Origin of the sequence: Sphingomonas hankookensis (assembly GCF_028551275.1) — a bacterium.
GTDB lineage: Bacteria > Pseudomonadota > Alphaproteobacteria > Sphingomonadales > Sphingomonadaceae > Sphingomonas > Sphingomonas hankookensis_A.
The window spans coordinates 3461486-3477899 of record NZ_CP117025.1 but is presented as its reverse complement, the minus strand read 5'-3'; the positions used below and the strand labels follow the sequence as shown (position 1 = coordinate 3477899).

The following is a 16414-nucleotide window of genomic DNA, read 5'->3' as shown; positions in this document are numbered from 1 at the left end:
ATCCTTCACGGATGATTCGTCGGTCAGAAGCGATAGGTGATGCCACCTGTCGCCAACGTGACTTTATACTGGTTCGCATCGGTATCGGTCTGGCGCGAGATGTGGCGCGCCTCGACCTGCAGGTCGACACGGGCACCGACCCGCCGGGTCATGCGCACCAGCGCGTCGACCAGCGTGTCGTCGTTGATCCCGCTGACGATGACCAGCGGATCGCCCCGGAACGAGCGGGTGGCGTAGCTGGCCTGCGTCCGGATCTGCGTGCGCTCGGCGAATTGCCAGTCGGCGCGCAGGCCGTAATCGGTCTGCACCGCGAACCCGGCCGGGACCAAGGTGTCGTTGATGATGCGGCGGTCGGTCGTGCCGGTCAGCGACAGGCGCGGCAACGGGCGGTAGACGAGTTCGCCGGCCCAGCCGAGCCCGCGATAGGGGCGGACGACCGCGCCGATGCTGCGCGCGTTGAGGTACTGGACATCGGCCTTCAGCGACGCGCTCGACACCACCGAACGGACGAAGGTGACGCCCGCCCGGTCGATATGGTTGGTCACGCCGATGGCGCTGCGGTCGCTGTCGATCCGGTTGTAATAGGCGGTCATCGTGCCGATGCTGGGCCGCGCATAGCCGATGCCGGCGGTGTAGCTGATCGCCTTCTGATTGGCGAAGGCGAAGCGCGGATCATTGTCCGATGTGTCGCGACGGACGCCGACGATGGGGAAGAGGCCGACGGTACGCGGGCAGGTCGCCTCCAGCCCCAGCGCGGTGAAGGTCTGGAAATTGTCGATCGAGCCGTTGATGTCGCCATAGTCGGCGCGCTGCCGCTGGATCCGGGCGAGCGGCTTGACGACGCAGGTGCCCGCGATGCGGAACGTGCCCTGCGTGTCGAGGATCGCCTGGACCCGGCTGCGCCCCGGATTGCGCACATAATAGCCATAGCTGGCATCGGCGCGCACGGTAATGTCGTTCAGCCCGATCTGCCGCTTGTACTGGCCGTTGACCTGCGGCGTGAGGATGAAGTCGTCGACCGGCCGCTGCCTCGCCGAATCGGTACGGAAGATATTATCATCATAGGTGCCGAGCAGCCCGGCCGACAGGGTGAAGGCCGGATCGCGGATCTCGGGACGCTCCACGCGGGTATCGCGCGGCTGGAAGGCCGGGGTCGCGGTCTGTGCCGATGCCGGCAGGGCCACGACACCCGCGACAAGCGGTACCAGCGTGCCGAAGGCACGGGATCGGAAGGGCAATATCGTTGTCACGCCGCGCCTTATGCCCGGATCACCGGAGCGAGACAATAAGGTAATGTTGCGTTGCAGCATGGGTCCGCACCCTAATGGCTCGCGGTGGGACGGCGATGGTCGCGGATAACGGCAAAGGCGTCGAGCATCTTCTGCGCGAGGTTGCCGTAATCGAACTCCGCCGCCGACGTCGCCGTCTGTTCGCGCAGCGCGCCGAGCTGTTCGGGCCGTTCGAGCAGCGACACGATCTGCTCGCGCCAGCGATCGGTGTCGCCCGCCGGCGCGATATAGCCGTTGCGGCCCGGATCGATCAGTTCGGGCAGTCCGCCCTTGTCGCTGGCCAGGACCGGCAGGCCGACCCCCAGCGCCTGGAACACGACTCCGGGCGAATTCTCCATCCACAGCGACGGCACGAGCAGCAGGTCGCTCTGCGCCATGGTGTCGGCCACTTGCTGCAACGGCACATGGCCGACGATATCCACCCAGGGCAGATGGCCGAAGCGGCGGCGCAGCGCCTCTTCCTCCGGCCCCTTGCCGAGCACGGTCAGGTGGAAATCGTAGCGTTCGGCCAGCGGCTCGAGCAGGTCGAGCGCGAAGCCGATCCCCTTGGTATTCTCCAGCCGCCCGACGAACAGCAACCGCACCTTGTCCGACGGCATATGGGGGACGCTGGGGGCGGGGTAGGTGATCGGGTTGAGGATGTGGAACGAGGGATATTGCGCGATCGGCATCAGGCTGCCGACCTTGTCGAGGTTCGCGCGCGATGGCGAGATGAAGCCGAGCCGGGGGATATCCTCCAGATAGCCGATCTTGGCGTTCATGCTCATGCGGCAACCCTTGCACTGCCGTACGCATTCATGGTCGCCGCGGAACATCGTCGTACGCACGCAGACATAGGCGAGGTCGTGCAGCGTGATCGCGGTCGGGATGTCGTGCCGCGCCAAGACCTTCAGCCCGTTATAGCCCAGCCCCTGAATCCAGTGGATATGGGCGAAATCCGGCCGGAAATCCTCGATCACCCGCTCGAACATCGCTTCGTTGCGCGGGTCGTAAATGTCCTGAAGGTGCCAGATCGGCTTCTTCCAGCCCGGCGCGGTACTCGCCTGGAACACCGGATAGATATGCGGGGTGCCGACGCGGTAGAGGCGGTAGCCGTTCATCGGCGTGCCCCAGCTTTCATGCTCGCGTTGCGGCGCGGCCGACAGCACCGCGACCTCATGGCCCTGTTCGGTGAACCATTCGGTCAAATTCTGGGCACAGATTTCCGCACCACCGATAATGTACGGGGTATAGAAGGCGCTTACTTCCAATATACGCATGAAACTCGTCGCGCCCCCCAACTCGCCGACCGTGTAACGGCAAAGTCCTTAATTCAAGTGAAGATCGGCGTTATGCGCGGAACGTACCGTTCGCGCAGGCACGCCGACTGCGGCCTCCCCCGCCGCGACGTCCTGCAATACGACGGCGTTTGCGCCGATCCTTGCGCCGGCACCGATTCGTACCGGACCCAGTATAACCGCACCAGCGGCTAGATAAGTTCCATCGCCAATCGTTGCGCGACCGATATCGTCGCTGCTACGGGTGCCGATCGTCACATTCTGCAGGATCGTGACGTCCCGCCCGACGGTACAGGCGCCGACGACGATGCCATAGGGATGGGGTATGTAGAGGCCGCCGCCGAAGGTCGCGTCGATCGCCAGCTCGGCACCGAAGCGGCGACAGGTCCACCACCACCAGATCCGCCGTGCCGGTCGCCCGACGAGCGGCAGGCGCGGCAACACGTCCTGGATCCGCCGGGCCAGCACGAACTGGAACCCCTGGGTCAGCAGGAACAGGCGCAGCAGGAAGCCGCGCGTGATCGCTTCGCCGTCGCGCCGGGCGAAATGGGCGATATCCTGCTGTACCAGCGTGCGAAATCGTGGGGATCGGGACGATGCATCGGTCATGCGTGGGCCTTCGTCGCAAGCACGCACCGGGTCAAGGTTGCAGTGCGGCATGAAACCTTCGTATCGTCTCCTGCGCTACCATATCCTTACCGGACGTAAGCTGATAGTAGCGCCGCTACGTCGTCGGGGCGGCATCGGTCGAAAAGGGGCGGAGACGCGGTCGTGAAGGTTTTTATCGTCAATACCCTGTACCCGCCATCGACCGTGGGCGGCGCGGAACGCAGCGTCGCGCTGCTGGCGCGGGCCGCCGCCCGGCGCGGGCACGAGGTCCATGTCGCCAGCCTGCACGACGCCGACGACCAGCGCGAGGAACAGGACGGCGCGGTGACGATCCACCGCTTGCCGCTACGCAACCTGTACTGGCCGTTCGACGCCGAACGCAACGAATCCAAGCCCCGCCGCCTGGCATGGCATCTGCGCGACCGGCGCAATCCGGCGGCGACCCGCGATCTCGTCGCGCTGATGGATCGCATCCGCCCGGACGTGCTGCACACCAACAACCTGCAAGGGTTCTCGACCGAAATCTGGGCCGAGGCCAAACGGCGCAATATCCGCATCGTCCACACGCTGCGCGACTATAGCCTGTTGTGCGCGCGCGCCTCGCTCTATCGCGGCGGGCATGACTGCGTGCAGCGCTGCGTCGACTGCAAGCTGCTGACCGGGCGCAAGAAGGACAATTCGGTGCTGGTCGATGCGGTCGCGTCGAACAGCCAATATGTCATCGATACCCATCGTCGCCATGGCTATTTCAACGACACCGATGCGCGCGTGATCTTCAACATCGCCGATGTCCGCTCCGCCCCGACCCCGGCGGCGGTGCCCGAGGATGGCGGGCTGACGTTCGGGTTCATCGGGCGGGTCGAACCCGAAAAGGGGATCGAGGTCGTGCTGGACGCCTTTGCCCGGCTGGAGCGGCCCGACTGGCAATTGGTGATCGCGGGCGCGGGCAAGGGCAGCTATGTCGCCGACCTGCAGGCACGCTACCCCGATCCGCGCATCCGCTGGCTGGGGTTCGTCAATGCCGATGATTTCTATGCCGGGGTCGATGTCGTCATCATCTCGTCGACCTGGCCCGAACCGTTGCCGCGCACGATGATCGACTGCCTGGCACGCGGCAAGGCGGTGATCTATTCCGATGCCGGCGGCACGCCCGAGATCGGCCATCTCGCCCTGCTGGGCGCGATCTATGCCAAGGACGATGCGGCGGCGCTTGCCGAACGGCTGGCGACCGCGCTCGCATCGGCCGACGACTGGCGCGCGGTGCGCGGCGTCGCGCCCGAGGTGCTGGAGGCGTTTTCGGAGGAAAAGGTCGTCGGCAACTATCTGTCCTTCTACGCCGGGGACGCCGCCTGAAGGAGCGGGGGCGATTGTTGGATACATTAGCCTGACGAGAACATAGCGGGAACTCCTGTGCCGGCACCGTGCCGGCCGAGACAGGAGGAACCATGGCCGATCGCTTTTCCGCCCATGCCGACAGCCCCGAGGCTCCGGCCACCGCACCCTTTGCCGTCGTGCCGAGCGATACGCAGGAACTGCCCGTCGTGCCCAAGGGGATCTATGTCGGGACCGGTGGCGACCTGACGCTGCGCGGGGTGCGCGGCAGCGCCGACGTCACCTATCGCAACCTTCCCGACGCCAGCTATGTCGCGGTGCGCGCGCAATATGTCCGCGCGACCGGGACGACCGCGACCAACCTGATCGCGGAGGCCTGACCATGGCGCGCACTTCGGGTGCCGTCGGTGGCGCCAATCCGTCCAGCCTCGCCCGGCTGTCCGTCCTGCCCAATCGCCGGCTGCCGCATGTCGTGACAGCGCTGGGCGACAGCCGCGCGGCGGCGATCTATATCGACAGCGGCCAGCGCGGCTATGCCGCGACCTCGCCGGTCAACTGGGCCAATGCCCTGTTGGGGCAGCGGCTGGTGATCGGAGCGTGTTTCGGCAAGTCCGGCGACCGGACCGACCAGATGCTGCCGCGCCTGTCGTCGGCGATCGGCACCGGGGCGGGGCTGCTCTACATCCATGCCGGGCTGAACGACATCGCCCAGAATTATCCCAGCGCCGCGACCAGCGGGGCGACCGCCTTCGCCAATATCCGCACGATGATCGATACCGCGCGGGCAGCCGGGATGATCGTGGTGGTCGAGGCGGAGGTCGGCAGCAACGCGCTGTCCGCCGCGCAGATCGGACAGGTCAACGACCTGAACGCAATGCTGTTCGACCATGCCGAACGCGCGCCGGGCGTCCATGTCCATGACGCAAGGCTGGTGGCGATGCAGCCCGCCTATTCCGACAGCGCGGTGCAGTTCCGCGCCGCCCATGCCTATGACGGAACCCATCTGAACGGGCGGGGTGCTGCCTATTGGGGGGAAAGCCTCGCCGCGCTGCTGGGAGCGATCGTGCCAGCGCGACCGGGGGCCGCGCTCAACATGCGCGCCGCGCTGTCGGGCAATGGCCGGCGGCAGCTGGTCGCCAACCCTTTGTTCGTGACGGCCAATGGCGGCACGGCGGCGAACGGGGCGAGCGGCACGATCCCGGCCGGCTTCGTCGGATCGGCCGGCACCGGGGCAAGTGCTACCTATGCGACGCAGGCCGATCCCGATGGCCTGGGCAACAACGTCGCGATCGATGCCAGCTTCACCGCCGCCAATGCGCAGGTGCGGCTGCATCAGGACGTTGCGACCGCCAACCTGTTGCCCGGCGACCTCGTGGAGGGGGTGGCGGTCGTCGACATCCTCGGCACGCCGTCCGGGCTGGCCTCGCTCTACCTGCAATTTACCCAGAATACCGGGGCGGGCGGGCAGAGCTACGACAATTTCTGTCTCTATGCCCCAGCGGCGGCGAATTATGTCGGGGTGGACAAGGCGATGCGGCTGACGCTGCGCACCCGCCCGCACCTGATCCGCGCGAATGTCGGCAGCGGCGGCTTTGCCCAGCTGTCGGTGCGGGCGCTGTCGGCCGGGTCGGGCAGCTGCCAGTTCGTCGTGCGGCAGATGGCGCTCAAGCGGCGCGACAGCGACTATTGATGCGTCAGGGGGCCGCCATCCGCGCCGGATCCGCGCGGCCCCCGAACCGCCGGTTCAGCCAGCGATTGACCGGGCGGTCGTACCAGCGATCGAGCAACGGGCACGCGATCATCAGGCCGGCGATGCACGGCACGCCCAGTGCCGAAAGCGGCAGCGCCGGGCGATAGCGCCACAGCAGGACGCCGATGGCGAACGCCGGCAGCAACCCGGACAGCAGCGCGATTCAGCCCGGTATCCGCCGCCCGAGCCACGGAAAGGCACGGGCATGATTGCGTGCCTCCGTCATCCTCCCGCTCCTCCCGAGCAAGGAAATCGCTGTCGTCACCCGATGGCGGCGAGCGTGTCCAGCAGCCGTGTCGCGCTGTCGTCCCAGTCGAACGCGAGCGCCCGGGCGCGGGCGGCGGCGGACAGCCGGGCATGGACGTCGTCGTCGTCCAGCATCTGGCGCATCGCCGCGCCGAGTGCGGCCTCGTCCTCCGGATCGCAATAGAGCGCGGCGTCGGCGCAGACTTCGCGCACCGGCGCGATGGTCGATGCGACGACCGGCGTGCCGAACTGCATCGCCTCCAGCGGGGGGATGCCGAACCCTTCGTACAGGCTGGGGAAGACCAGCGCGCGGGCATGGGCGTAGAGCGTCATCAGCGCCTCGTCGCCGATGCGGCCGGGCAGGATCACCCCTTCGGGCACCGCGCCCATGGCGTTGTCGGCGAACGATCGCACCGCCGCGCCGACCAGCACCAGCCGGTCGTCGGGCCGGGCGATCGCGCGAAAGGCGCGGATCGCGCGCGGCAGGTTCTTGTTCGGCGCGAACGACCCGACGATCAGCAGGAACTTGCCCGGCGTCAGGCCGTGGCGCTCGAGGACCGTCTCGTCCGGCGTGATCGCGCGGATATGGTCGGCGGCGTTGGGGATCACCGCGATCCGCTCGCCCTTGACCCCCAGCACCGCCGCCAGCCGCGCCTGCGAAAAGCGCGAGACGGTGGCGATATGCGACCGGCGGGCCAGCAACCGGCCGAGCGTGCGGTGGAGCAGGCGATAGCTGCGCGCGAAACCCTGCCCGAAATCATAGACGGCGGCATCGTGGATCACGGTCAGCGCGCGGCGGCTGCGCACCGGGTTGGCGTTGCACAGCCCGAGCAGGATGCCGTCGCGTGCGGCACCGGGCAGCGACAGCTGTTCCCAGCGATGGCCGCCGCCGCTGCCCACCGTGCGAAAGGCGAAGCGCGGCCATTTCGCCGGCGCATCGATTCCCGGCGGGGCGAGAATGGTGATCCCCGGCGCGCGACCGTCCTGCGGCTGGCGGTCGTGGATGCGGTCCAGCACCATATGAGCGAAGCGTTCGACGCCGGTCACCGGACGACCGAGAAAGCGTCCGTTGACGTAGATGTGCGGCATGGGGCGATCCCGATCGGCTGGCATGGGGCGGCTATGCCGCGACTGCGAAAGGAAATCGAGTCCCGTGCGGCCTCCCGACCGGCCTAACCGCGTCCCGATGCGCGATAATTCCGACCGGCCGTGCCACGGCCGCCGCCGGCGCATTGGTAGTCATGCCGCAATGCGGTATGTCCAGGCGTCCCCAATCGCCGCGGAGAAGAACATGCAACGATCCTGGCACCGCTCCGACCGCCGACGCAGCGCGACCATCGCTTCGGCCGGGCTGGTCGGCGTCGCGGCGATCGCGCTGTCGCTGCTATGGTCGCGCGGGACGATGCGCGCCGCCGAACCGCTGTCGCTGAAACTCGACTATTCCGCGCTGCCCGCCCGCGCCACGCCGCTGACCATGGGTGTCGGCGTGCATTTCGGGCTGAACCACACCTTCGGTTACGAAGCGACCCCGACCGCGAAGGCGATCGCGACGCTGGGGGTCGATTCGTTCCGCGACGACCTGCCGTGGCAGGTGTTCAAGCGCAACGGGCTGGACCAGCCCGGATCGCTGTCGCCGCGCCTGGCGGGGATGATCGCCGCGACGCCGGCGCGTCCGCTGCTGGCGGTCGATTACGGCCATCCCGCGTTCCGCAAGGGTGCCTCCCCGATCGACGAGGAGGGGCGCGCCAAATTCGCGGCCTTTGCCGGCGAGGCGGCGGCGGCGATGCGCGCCAAACCGCCGATGTACGAGGTGTGGAACGAATGGAATATGGGCGCGGTCCTCGGCCGGCCCAAGCTGACCGATGCCGGACAGCCGGACGATCCGCGCTCGGCCGGCAACTACACCGCGCTGGCCAAGCGGACCGTCGCCGCGATCCGCAAGGCCGATCCGAACGCGGTCGTGCTGGTCGGCGCGGTGGGCGAGGACCCGCAATGGCTATGGACCGACGCGATCGTCGCACAGGGCGCGGCGCAGCAGGCGAGCGGCCTGTCGGTCCATTATTACAACCACTGCCTGCGCCCCGGATACCGCACCGCGACCGAAGCGATCGGCCGGATCGAAGGGCTGCGGCGCAAACTGGTCGCGTCGCAGGGGGCGAAGGCTCCCCGGCTCTACATCACCGAAACCGGATGGCCGACGACGACCGGCGGGCATTGCGACATTCCGCGCCAGGTGGCGGGCGACAATGCCGCGCAATTCCTGTTGTGGGCGGCGGCGACGCCGTGGATCGGCGGCGTTTGGATCTACCAGTTGCGCGACCAGGGGCGGAACCCGGCCGAGCTGGAGGATAATTTCGGGCTGTTCGATTACGACTACCGGCCGAAGCCGGCGGTCTGCATGGTCGCCGACGTCACCCGGATCGTCCATGCCGCGCGCCGCTGGCGGGTACTGCGCCAGGGGGGCGGACTGACGCTGATCCAGCTCGACGGCGCGCAGGGGCGGCGGCTGGTCGCCTTTGCCGAACAGCAGGGGCAGGTCGCCCATCTGTCGTTCGGCGGCCGACCGGTGGCCGCGCGCCCGCTGTGCCAGCCGGCACCGTCCGCCGCCGCGGCGGTGGTCGATGTCGGCACGCGCCCGGTGGTGATCGACGCGTCGGCGCTGTCGGGCGTTCCGCTCGGCGCGACGTTCGACTGATCGTCAGTCGACCAGCCAGAGCAGCGCGGCGACGACGCCCCACCCGCTGGCGGCGATGGCGAACAACGCCGCGCTGCTGGTGCCGACCGACAATTTCGACGATGCGGCGACCGGTTCGGCGCTGCCCGGAAACGGATGGACGTTCGACATCAACGCCGCCGTGACCGCGCCCGACCGCAGCGGCTCGGCAAAGGCGCAGCCATGTTCGGACCCGTTGCGCCACCGGACTTCGGCCCGCACCACGCCGACGCCGGCGATGCCGACCCCGATCTGCGTACCGGGGGCCAGCGGCACCGGTGCGTCGATCCGGCAACCGTCGCGGGTCAGGTCGGCGATGGTGATCGATTCGGGGGGGTGTTCGGCCAGCCGGAGCGTGCCCGCCCGCTCCACGAGTACCCGATCCTCATGACGGCGATCGTCCTGGCGATAGAGATGCGCGTTGATGTTCACGTCGGTTCCCGGTCACTACACGAGACATATTGTCCCTGGACCGCAGCTCTACCGCAGGGGCGGTTCCGAAAACGTGTTCCTAAATGGTTACCGCGCCGGCAACGTCTTGCCGCCCGGCGGCAGGGACTTGCCGGTCAGCCCGCGCGCCGCCGCAGCCATTTGGTGACCGGCACCTCGTACAGCTTGTGGATCGCGATCGCGACGGCCACCGACGCGATCATCGCCAGCAGCGCCAGCATCCACGTGAGCGGTCCCGCCGGCAGCTTGCGGCTGACGATCCCGAACGCCTTCATGACGAAGGGATGCGACAAATAGAGCGCGTAGCTGGCCGCCCCCAGCAACTGGACGAAGGCCCCGCGCAGCGCATGGCCGTCGCGTTCGATGCCCAGCGCGGCGACCACCACGACGGTCGCCGCGATCCCCTGTACCAGCACCCGCGGCGCGCGCAGCCCCGCCTGTTCGGCACCCAGCAGCACCACGAACCCGATCGCCATCAGCGCCCACGCCCATGCTCCACGCGGCAGCGCATCGCGCGCGAACAGCCGGCCCGCGACGATGCCCAGCGCGAATTCGAGGATCACCGAATTGGAGAAGAATTGCGCCGCGACCGGCAGGTCGGGCACGGCCGCGCCCAGCGCGACGATCGCCGCCAGCAACGCGACGCACAGCAACGGCGCGACCCGCTGCCGCCCGGCGCAGAGCGCGATGCTGAGCGTGAAAATCAGGTAGAAGAAGAATTCATAGTTCAGCGTCCAACCGACGAACAGCAGCGGCTGGATTCGGCCGACATCATTCATGTACGGCCAGAAGAAGAGCGACTGGAGCAGCTTGGCGACCGTCACCGTCTCCGACGCGAACAGCGATGGCACGACCATCGCCGCCGCGAACACCGCCAGCGTCATCGTCCAGTAGAGCGGCACGACGCGGATGATGCGATGGATCGCGAATTCGCGCGGGGCGATCGGTTTGCGATCCTGGGTAAAGGTCATCACGAACCCGCTGATGACGAAGAACAGGTCGACCCCGGCGATGCCGAAATAGAATTTGGTGTCGCGCAGTCCGACCGGCGCCAGCACGTCGGTGGTATGCACGAAGATGACGAGGATCGCCGCCACCGCGCGCAACGCGTGCAGATTGTACAGCATGACGCCGGGACGCTTGCCACCGATGACGGGGGCCGCTTCGGAACGGTCGATGTTCATGCCGCCGGCATATCCTTCGATGCAGGTGCGACGCCGAGAATCCGCCCGAACGCCGACTGGAACGTGCGTTTGCGGCGTTCCCCCAGTTCCGCCAGCACCAGGGCAAGCGCAAACGTCGCGAGGATGGCCGCGCCACCCGCAACTGCGCTGGTGCGGATGCCGGGGAACAGCGACGACAACATGACGAGGAACGGCTGATGCACCAGGTACAGCGTGAAGCTGGCCCCGGCCAGCCAGCGGATCGCCGCAGCGACGCGGTCCGGTATCAGTCTGCGTGTCGGTGCCAGCTGCCGCAACGCCACGATATTGACCGCGACCAGCAGGCCGACGATCGCGAAATAGACGAAGCTGCGTGCCAGCTGTTCGGCGGCAACCGGCTCGAACATCGGCGACGCCCAATGCTCCATCGTACGTTTGACCATCAGATAGAGGCCGATCGACACCACGAAGCCTCCGGCGGCCATCGCGGGATGCAGCCGGATGCGTCCCGTCCGCAGCAGGTGATAGGTAGCGTAGCCGATCAGCCAGATGGGCATATAGGCGACGATCTTCGGCCCGAAGAACAGCATCAGCCCGACCCCCAGGATCGCCCCCCGCCGCCGGCCGCCATAGAAGAACGCCGCGAAGATGGCGTAATAGGCCGCTTCGAACCCGAGCGACCAATAGGGCTCGTTGGTGCCGAAGACCCGGTGCGAGAACCACAGTTCGTTGGTGAACGTCAGCGAGAAGGGTAGCGTGCCGAGGTAATCGCCATTGTAATAGGGCAGCGCGGTCAGCGGCTGAGCGCCATAATGCCGGCTGATCGCATCGAACACGACATTGGACGCAAGCGCGATCAGGCAGACCGAGAAGAGCCGAGACAGTCGCGCGGTGGCGTAGCTGCGCAGGGTGCGTTCCTTGCGGTCGGCGACGAAGGCGATCACGAAACCCGACAGCACGAAGAATATCGCGACCGCTTCTCCCGTATGCCCGGACAGGAAACCGGGCAGGCGCGGCATGACGAAATGGCGGGCATGGCCCAGCACGACTTCCACGGCCGCGACCAGCCGCAACAGGTCGAGATAGATGGAAAGATTCTGGTCGAGGACAGCGGCGGGGATTGCGCGCGTGGGTGCTTCGCCGGCCGGCAATATCTCGGTGGTCATCGCCTTATCCTATCCTGTCCGATGCACCCGGCGACGTCCGGCTGCGACGCGGATGGCGTCGGCCAGCGCGCCGTGCCGTGCCGCGACATGCGCACTCCATGCGCGGCGGACCTGATCGCGCAGCGACGCCGCGGCGACGGGGTCGGCGGCGAGCGCGGCGATCCGGTTGACCGCGGCATCGGGGTCCGCGAGGTCCAGCATCGGCGGCTGTCCCATGAATCCAAATCCCTGCAGCGACAGGGGCGTGGCAAGAACCGGGGCACCGGCTGCGAACGCTTCTAGCACCTTGATCTTCAGGCCGCTGCCGTGAACGACGGGACTGAGCATGCACAGGCACTGCGACAACAGCCGCTCCATTTCCGCATCGGCCACGAACCCCAGCGTTTCGACATTCGTCGCCGGCGGACCGATATAGTCGCGCGTTCCGCCGCCGATGAAACTGACCGTGACCGGAACGTCGCGCTGCAGCAGGCGGGGGGCCAGTTCGCGGACGATCCAGTCGATCGCGCTGCGGTTCGGCGGAAAGCCGGGGCTTCCGATGAACAGGACGCGGCGGGCGTCTCGGTCGTCGCCCGTCCTGGCCACGCTTTCGTCGCGTTCGATCACGGGGCAGAGCGCCACCGCGCGACTGCCGGTCAAGTGGCGGTATCGCTCGGCATCGGTGTGCGAGATGAAGACCGACAGGCGAGCGCGCAGCAGCAAGGCCGCTTCCATGATCCAGGACTGCAGCGCTTCCAGCCGCAGAAACAGCCGCGACGCCCGCGATGTACGCAGTCGCGCCGCGTCGAGCAGCGTGTCGGGCGTGACATTGTGGCCGACGAACACGAACGGCGTGCGCCCGACCAGCAGGCGCCAAAGCGACACGTTGGCGAGCGCCTGGATATGGTCGACGACCACGATGTCCGGCTTTGCGGCGAGCCCGTCGCGGACCGCGCGGCGGGCGGCTTCGGACACGAAGCCGATGCTCATCAGCAACTTGCCCGACAGCATGTGGCGCAACTTGCGTCCGCGGGGGGGCTTGGCGGTATCGGCGCGAAAGCCGGTCACCCCGCCGAACGAGGGGGCGGGACCATCCGCCGGCAAGGTGGCGAACACGCCGCTGAGCGCGATGTCGGGCGATTGGGCGAGTTCGGCGATATGCCCCCGCGCGACGACGTCCATGCCCGATCGCGGCGAAACCGGATCGCCGGCGCCGATATAGAAGACACGAAGCGGGTGACCGGAATCAGGCGCGTTCATGGATTTGCTCCGGGGCAGGCGGCTTGGGCTGGACGATGCGCGCCGGCGATCCCATGGCGATCGCGCCCGCCGGGACATCGATCAGGACGAGCGAATTGGCCCCGATCCGCGCCCCGTCGCCGATCGTGATCGCGCCGAGCAGGATCGCGCCGGCGCCGATCTCGACTTCGTCGCCAATCCGCGGGCCATGCGCCGCGCTGTCGCCACGTTTCCCGATCGTGACGCTCTGGAGGATCACCACGTTCCGGCCAAGCGTGCAATCGCCCAGCACGACCGCATAGGGGTGCGGGATGTAGCAGCCCGGCCCGATACGGGCGATCTGCGCGATTTCCGAACCATAGCGGCGGCAGCTTCGCGCCCAGTAGAGCTTGGCGACCAATGGCCCGACGACCGGGACGGTCGCGATCAGGGCCTGCAACCGATGCGTCAGGACGAACCGGAACCCGGGCAGGAACAGCCACGCCTTCAGCAGGAAGCCGCGTTGCGGTGTGCGGCGCCCGCCGACCCGCGCGAAGCGGGCTAGGTCGCCCGCCACCGCTTCGCGGAACTGCCGCCAGCCGGTACCCATCGACGGCCGGGTCATGCGGGGCTCCCTTCCGCGCCGATGGCAGGCTGCGTGATATTGCGCAGATAGACGCCCCGGATAACCAGCAGGCTGAGCGCGGTGGCGACGGCGGAAATGCCCGCGCCGATCAACCCGAACGCCCACATGAACCCCGCGCCGAACACCAGCGCCAGCACGACGCCGATGACGTTGGTCACGGCATAGGCATGGTCGCGCCCCATGCTGGTGATCGCCACGTTCAGCAGGTCCGACCCCGACCGGATCGTCGCGGCCAGCAGCATCACCGCCAGCAGCGTGCGATAGACCGGGAAGCGCCCTTCGGGGCTGACATAGAAGATGATCTCGGTCGCGACGAAGATGATCGCGCCCAGCACCCCGGCATAGGTCAGCGTCTTGGTCATCTGCCGGCGCAGTTCGGCGCGCCATTCGGCCCGGTCGCCACCGCGAGCGGCACGCACCATGCGCGGCAGCGCCAGCTGCACCACGGCGGTCGCGATCAACGTCTGAAGCGCATTGGTGATCGAGAAATAGAAGCTGTAGATACCGGTCGCGGTCAGCCCCAGCAGCGCGTTCAGGATGAAGCGGTCGGCATAGCCGAGACCGACGATGCCCAGGTCGCTGAAATAGATGTACCACGCCGTCCGCACCCGCTTGCCCAGCCGTCCGAGCTGCATCCGCTCGCGCAGGCCCTCGCGGATCGGCCAGCGGCGCAGATAGACGAACAGCATCGCATAGGCGACGAAATGGCTGGCGATCCAGCCGAGGAAGATCGCGTTCAGCGTCTGGAGCGGCGGATAGACAAAGCCGATGCCGACCACGATCGGAATCCACAGCGCCGAGCGGATGAAGACCATGACGTTGGCGAACAACGCCATCTCCAGCCCGATCATCGGCATGTAGATGTCGAGCGCCAGCGTCTCCAGCCACAGCAGGACCAGGATCAGGATCGCGGTCTCGCTCAACCCCCCGGTCATCCAGATCAGCACCGGCACGGCGACGATGGTCCCGGCCAGCAGCGACGCGATGGTGATGGCCAGCCGGTCGCGGATCAGCCCGGCGGCGGTCGCCGGGGTATGGCCCACCACCTCGCGCGAGATGAAATAGTTGAGGCCCCAGCCGACCGTCGCGGGCACGATGCCGATCGCGCCGATCGCGAGGCCGTAGATGCCCGCCGCCTCCAGCCCCAGCTCGCTGACGATGTAGAAGGACAGGGCGAAACGGAAGAAGAGCTGCGACCCGCGAATCGCCATGTTCGGCAACCCGCCGCGCATCAATTTGCCCGCAAACCCTGCCATGGCCTATTCATCACTCCATTCAGCCGGACCGGCAAACCGAAAAACTGCCGGACCGGCGATCGAACGATATTGCTGCACTGCAAAATTGCGCTAGGCGATTATGAACCATGCGTAAAGCGCCCGGCTGAACCGGGCGGTCGCGCGATACAGAGGGGAAGGCGGGTCGTGAAGACAGCAGGACGGGCGACCTCGCGGCTCGATTCGCTTCAGATATTGCGGTTCTTCGCCGCGTTCCTGGTGCTGGTCGGCCATACGCAGCACGCGCTGCTCGAACGGCTGGGGGCGGGGGCCGGGCGCTATGCGTTCGTGCCGCTCGACTGGGGGCTGGGGGTCGACGTGTTCTTCGTCATCTCGGGCTTCGTCATGTATTATCTGATGCACGACCGGTTCGCCCGGCCGGGCGCGACCGCGACCTTCCTGCGCCGCCGGATCGTGCGCGTGGTGCCGATGTACTGGCTGTTCACCACGCTGGTTCTGTCGGTCGGCCTCGCGACCGGGGCGATCGACTTGGGCTGGACCAATATCCTGTTCTCCTACCTGTTCCTGCCGGGGCCGGTGTGCGGCGAATATTGCTTCCCGGTGTTCACGCTGGGCTGGACGATCAATTACGAGATGCTGTTCTACGCGCTGTTCGCGATCGCGCTGGGCTTTTCGCGGCGGACCGGCGTCGCCGTGGTCGTCGCGCTGATCTTCGGGCTGATCGTCGTCGGACAGGTCGTGCCAGCGTCGTGGTCGATGCTGCATTTCTGGGGCTATCCGATCATCGGCGAATTCCTGTTCGGTATCGGTCTGGCGGCCGCGTTCCTGCGCGGCTGGCGGGTGTCGCGCGGCACCGGGTGGGCGATGGTCATCGCCGGGCTGGTGCTGGCGGTCATCAGCTATCAACTCGACCTGTACGACCATATCTGGCGGCTGTGGACCGGCGGCATCCCGGCGGCGCTGATCCTGGGCGGGGCGGTGTTCGGGCTGGAACCGCGGGGCACGCCGGGGCGGTGGCTGGGGCTGCTCGTGCTGGGGGGCGATGCGTCCTACGCGCTGTACCTGTCGCACCCGGTGACGATTCGCGTGACCGATGCGATCGCGGGCAGGATCGGCCTGTTCGACCGCGCGCCCTGGGCGTTCTGGGCCGGAACGGTAGTCGCGGCGGTGATCGGGTCGTTCGTCGTCCACTATGCGATCGAAAAGCCGTTGCTGTCCCGCTTCTATCGTCGACCCAATCTGGGGGCGGGGGTTCCGTAACGGCGATTCTTGCTAATGCGAATGCCGATCAAAAGTGATTGACCTTTTGCGCGAATTATGGGCGCATCATGCCCTTCCCCC

At 67.4% G+C, this 16414-nt stretch carries 16 protein-coding genes; 5 read left to right on the top strand and 11 right to left on the bottom strand.

The genetic code is table 11. From position 1 onward, the window contains the following. Positions 1-23: 23 nt before the first annotated feature. From PPZ50_RS16560 to PPZ50_RS16550, 3 genes are all read right to left on the bottom strand, one after another. Positions 24-1250, bottom strand: a complete 1227-nt coding sequence (locus PPZ50_RS16560; RefSeq protein WP_272815560.1) for an outer membrane beta-barrel protein — start codon at positions 1248-1250, stop codon at positions 24-26. 71 nt (positions 1251-1321) lie between these two features. Further along, positions 1322-2548, bottom strand: a complete 1227-nt coding sequence (locus PPZ50_RS16555; RefSeq protein WP_272815559.1) for a glycosyltransferase family 4 protein — start codon at positions 2546-2548, stop codon at positions 1322-1324. Positions 2549-2596: 48 nt separating this feature from the next. Next, on the bottom strand, positions 2597-3175 hold the full coding sequence (locus PPZ50_RS16550; RefSeq protein WP_272815558.1) for a serine O-acetyltransferase: 579 nt from the start codon (positions 3173-3175) through the stop codon (positions 2597-2599). A gap of 162 nt (positions 3176-3337) precedes the next feature. On the opposite strand from PPZ50_RS16550, the gene PPZ50_RS16545 reads away from it, so the two are divergent. The 3 genes from PPZ50_RS16545 to PPZ50_RS16535 all read left to right on the top strand — a co-directional run bounded on the left by PPZ50_RS16545 (position 3338) and on the right by PPZ50_RS16535 (position 6197). Further along, positions 3338-4528, top strand: coding sequence for a glycosyltransferase family 4 protein (locus PPZ50_RS16545; protein WP_272815557.1), 1191 nt, complete (start codon positions 3338-3340; stop codon positions 4526-4528). Between the two features lie 92 nt (positions 4529-4620). After that, the gene (locus PPZ50_RS16540) at positions 4621-4887 is read left to right on the top strand and encodes a spike base protein, RCAP_Rcc01079 family (protein WP_272815556.1); all 267 of its coding nucleotides are present in this window, start codon (positions 4621-4623) and stop codon (positions 4885-4887) included. 2 nt (positions 4888-4889) lie between these two features. After that, the gene (locus tag PPZ50_RS16535) at positions 4890-6197 is read left to right on the top strand and encodes an SGNH/GDSL hydrolase family protein (protein WP_272815555.1); all 1308 of its coding nucleotides are present in this window, start codon (positions 4890-4892) and stop codon (positions 6195-6197) included. A 4-nt stretch (positions 6198-6201) separates the two neighbouring features. Here the strand turns inward: PPZ50_RS16535 and PPZ50_RS16530 are convergent, their stop codons facing one another. Then, positions 6202-6402 (bottom strand): hypothetical protein, encoded by a 201-nt coding sequence (locus tag PPZ50_RS16530; protein ID WP_272815554.1) that lies wholly within the window; start codon positions 6400-6402, stop codon positions 6202-6204. A gap of 116 nt (positions 6403-6518) precedes the next feature. Then, on the bottom strand, positions 6519-7592 hold the full coding sequence (locus PPZ50_RS16525; protein WP_272815553.1) for a glycosyltransferase family 4 protein: 1074 nt from the start codon (positions 7590-7592) through the stop codon (positions 6519-6521). A 202-nt stretch (positions 7593-7794) separates the two neighbouring features. Between PPZ50_RS16525 and PPZ50_RS16520 the strand changes: the two genes are divergently transcribed. Then, the gene (locus PPZ50_RS16520; RefSeq protein ID WP_272815552.1) at positions 7795-9198 is read left to right on the top strand and encodes a hypothetical protein; all 1404 of its coding nucleotides are present in this window, start codon (positions 7795-7797) and stop codon (positions 9196-9198) included. Positions 9199-9201: 3 nt separating this feature from the next. On the opposite strand, the gene PPZ50_RS16515 is transcribed toward PPZ50_RS16520, so the two are convergent. From PPZ50_RS16515 to PPZ50_RS16490, 6 genes are all read right to left on the bottom strand, one after another. Next, positions 9202-9648, bottom strand: coding sequence for a PilZ domain-containing protein (locus PPZ50_RS16515; protein ID WP_272815551.1), 447 nt, complete (start codon positions 9646-9648; stop codon positions 9202-9204). A gap of 134 nt (positions 9649-9782) precedes the next feature. Beyond that, entirely contained in the window at positions 9783-10850 is a 1068-nt protein-coding gene (locus tag PPZ50_RS16510) for an acyltransferase family protein (RefSeq protein WP_272815550.1), read from the bottom strand. Beyond that, positions 10847-11995, bottom strand: a complete 1149-nt coding sequence (locus PPZ50_RS16505) for an acyltransferase family protein (protein WP_272815549.1) — start codon at positions 11993-11995, stop codon at positions 10847-10849. Before PPZ50_RS16505 ends, PPZ50_RS16510 begins: the two co-directional genes overlap by 4 nt. Positions 11996-12004: 9 nt before the next feature. Then, positions 12005-13234: a glycosyltransferase gene (locus tag PPZ50_RS16500; protein WP_272815548.1), complete on the bottom strand. Its 1230-nt coding sequence runs from the start codon at positions 13232-13234 to the stop codon at positions 12005-12007. Beyond that, the gene (locus PPZ50_RS16495) at positions 13221-13817 is read right to left on the bottom strand and encodes a serine O-acetyltransferase (protein ID WP_272815547.1); all 597 of its coding nucleotides are present in this window, start codon (positions 13815-13817) and stop codon (positions 13221-13223) included. Before PPZ50_RS16495 ends, PPZ50_RS16500 begins: the two co-directional genes overlap by 14 nt. Beyond that, positions 13814-15094 (bottom strand): lipopolysaccharide biosynthesis protein, encoded by a 1281-nt coding sequence (locus PPZ50_RS16490; RefSeq protein ID WP_272815546.1) that lies wholly within the window; start codon positions 15092-15094, stop codon positions 13814-13816. The genes PPZ50_RS16495 and PPZ50_RS16490 overlap by 4 nt, the downstream gene beginning before the upstream one ends. 165 nt (positions 15095-15259) lie before the next feature. Here PPZ50_RS16490 and PPZ50_RS16485 point away from each other — a divergent pair, with 165 nt between their 5' ends. Continuing rightward, positions 15260-16333 (top strand): acyltransferase family protein, encoded by a 1074-nt coding sequence (locus PPZ50_RS16485; protein WP_272815545.1) that lies wholly within the window; start codon positions 15260-15262, stop codon positions 16331-16333. Positions 16334-16414: the final 81 nt, after the last annotated feature.

Excerpts from the sequence above, each read along its gene's own strand:
- PPZ50_RS16525 (WP_272815553.1), bottom strand. The coding sequence starts at position 7,592 with ATGCCGCACATCTACGTCAACGGACGCTTTCTCGGTCGTCCGGTGACC.
- PPZ50_RS16520 (WP_272815552.1), top strand. The coding sequence starts at position 7,795 with ATGCAACGATCCTGGCACCGCTCCGACCGCCGACGCAGCGCGACCATC.
- PPZ50_RS16540 (WP_272815556.1), top strand. The coding sequence starts at position 4,621 with ATGGCCGATCGCTTTTCCGCCCATGCCGACAGCCCCGAGGCTCCGGCC.
- PPZ50_RS16500 (WP_272815548.1), bottom strand. The coding sequence starts at position 13,234 with ATGAACGCGCCTGATTCCGGTCACCCGCTTCGTGTCTTCTATATCGGC.
- PPZ50_RS16490 (WP_272815546.1), bottom strand. The coding sequence starts at position 15,094 with ATGGCAGGGTTTGCGGGCAAATTGATGCGCGGCGGGTTGCCGAACATG.
- PPZ50_RS16495 (WP_272815547.1), bottom strand. The coding sequence starts at position 13,817 with ATGACCCGGCCGTCGATGGGTACCGGCTGGCGGCAGTTCCGCGAAGCG.
- PPZ50_RS16555 (WP_272815559.1), bottom strand. The coding sequence starts at position 2,548 with ATGCGTATATTGGAAGTAAGCGCCTTCTATACCCCGTACATTATCGGT.
- PPZ50_RS16535 (WP_272815555.1), top strand. The coding sequence starts at position 4,890 with ATGGCGCGCACTTCGGGTGCCGTCGGTGGCGCCAATCCGTCCAGCCTC.
- PPZ50_RS16510 (WP_272815550.1), bottom strand. The coding sequence starts at position 10,850 with ATGAACATCGACCGTTCCGAAGCGGCCCCCGTCATCGGTGGCAAGCGT.
- PPZ50_RS16505 (WP_272815549.1), bottom strand. The coding sequence starts at position 11,995 with ATGACCACCGAGATATTGCCGGCCGGCGAAGCACCCACGCGCGCAATC.
- PPZ50_RS16550 (WP_272815558.1), bottom strand. The coding sequence starts at position 3,175 with ATGACCGATGCATCGTCCCGATCCCCACGATTTCGCACGCTGGTACAG.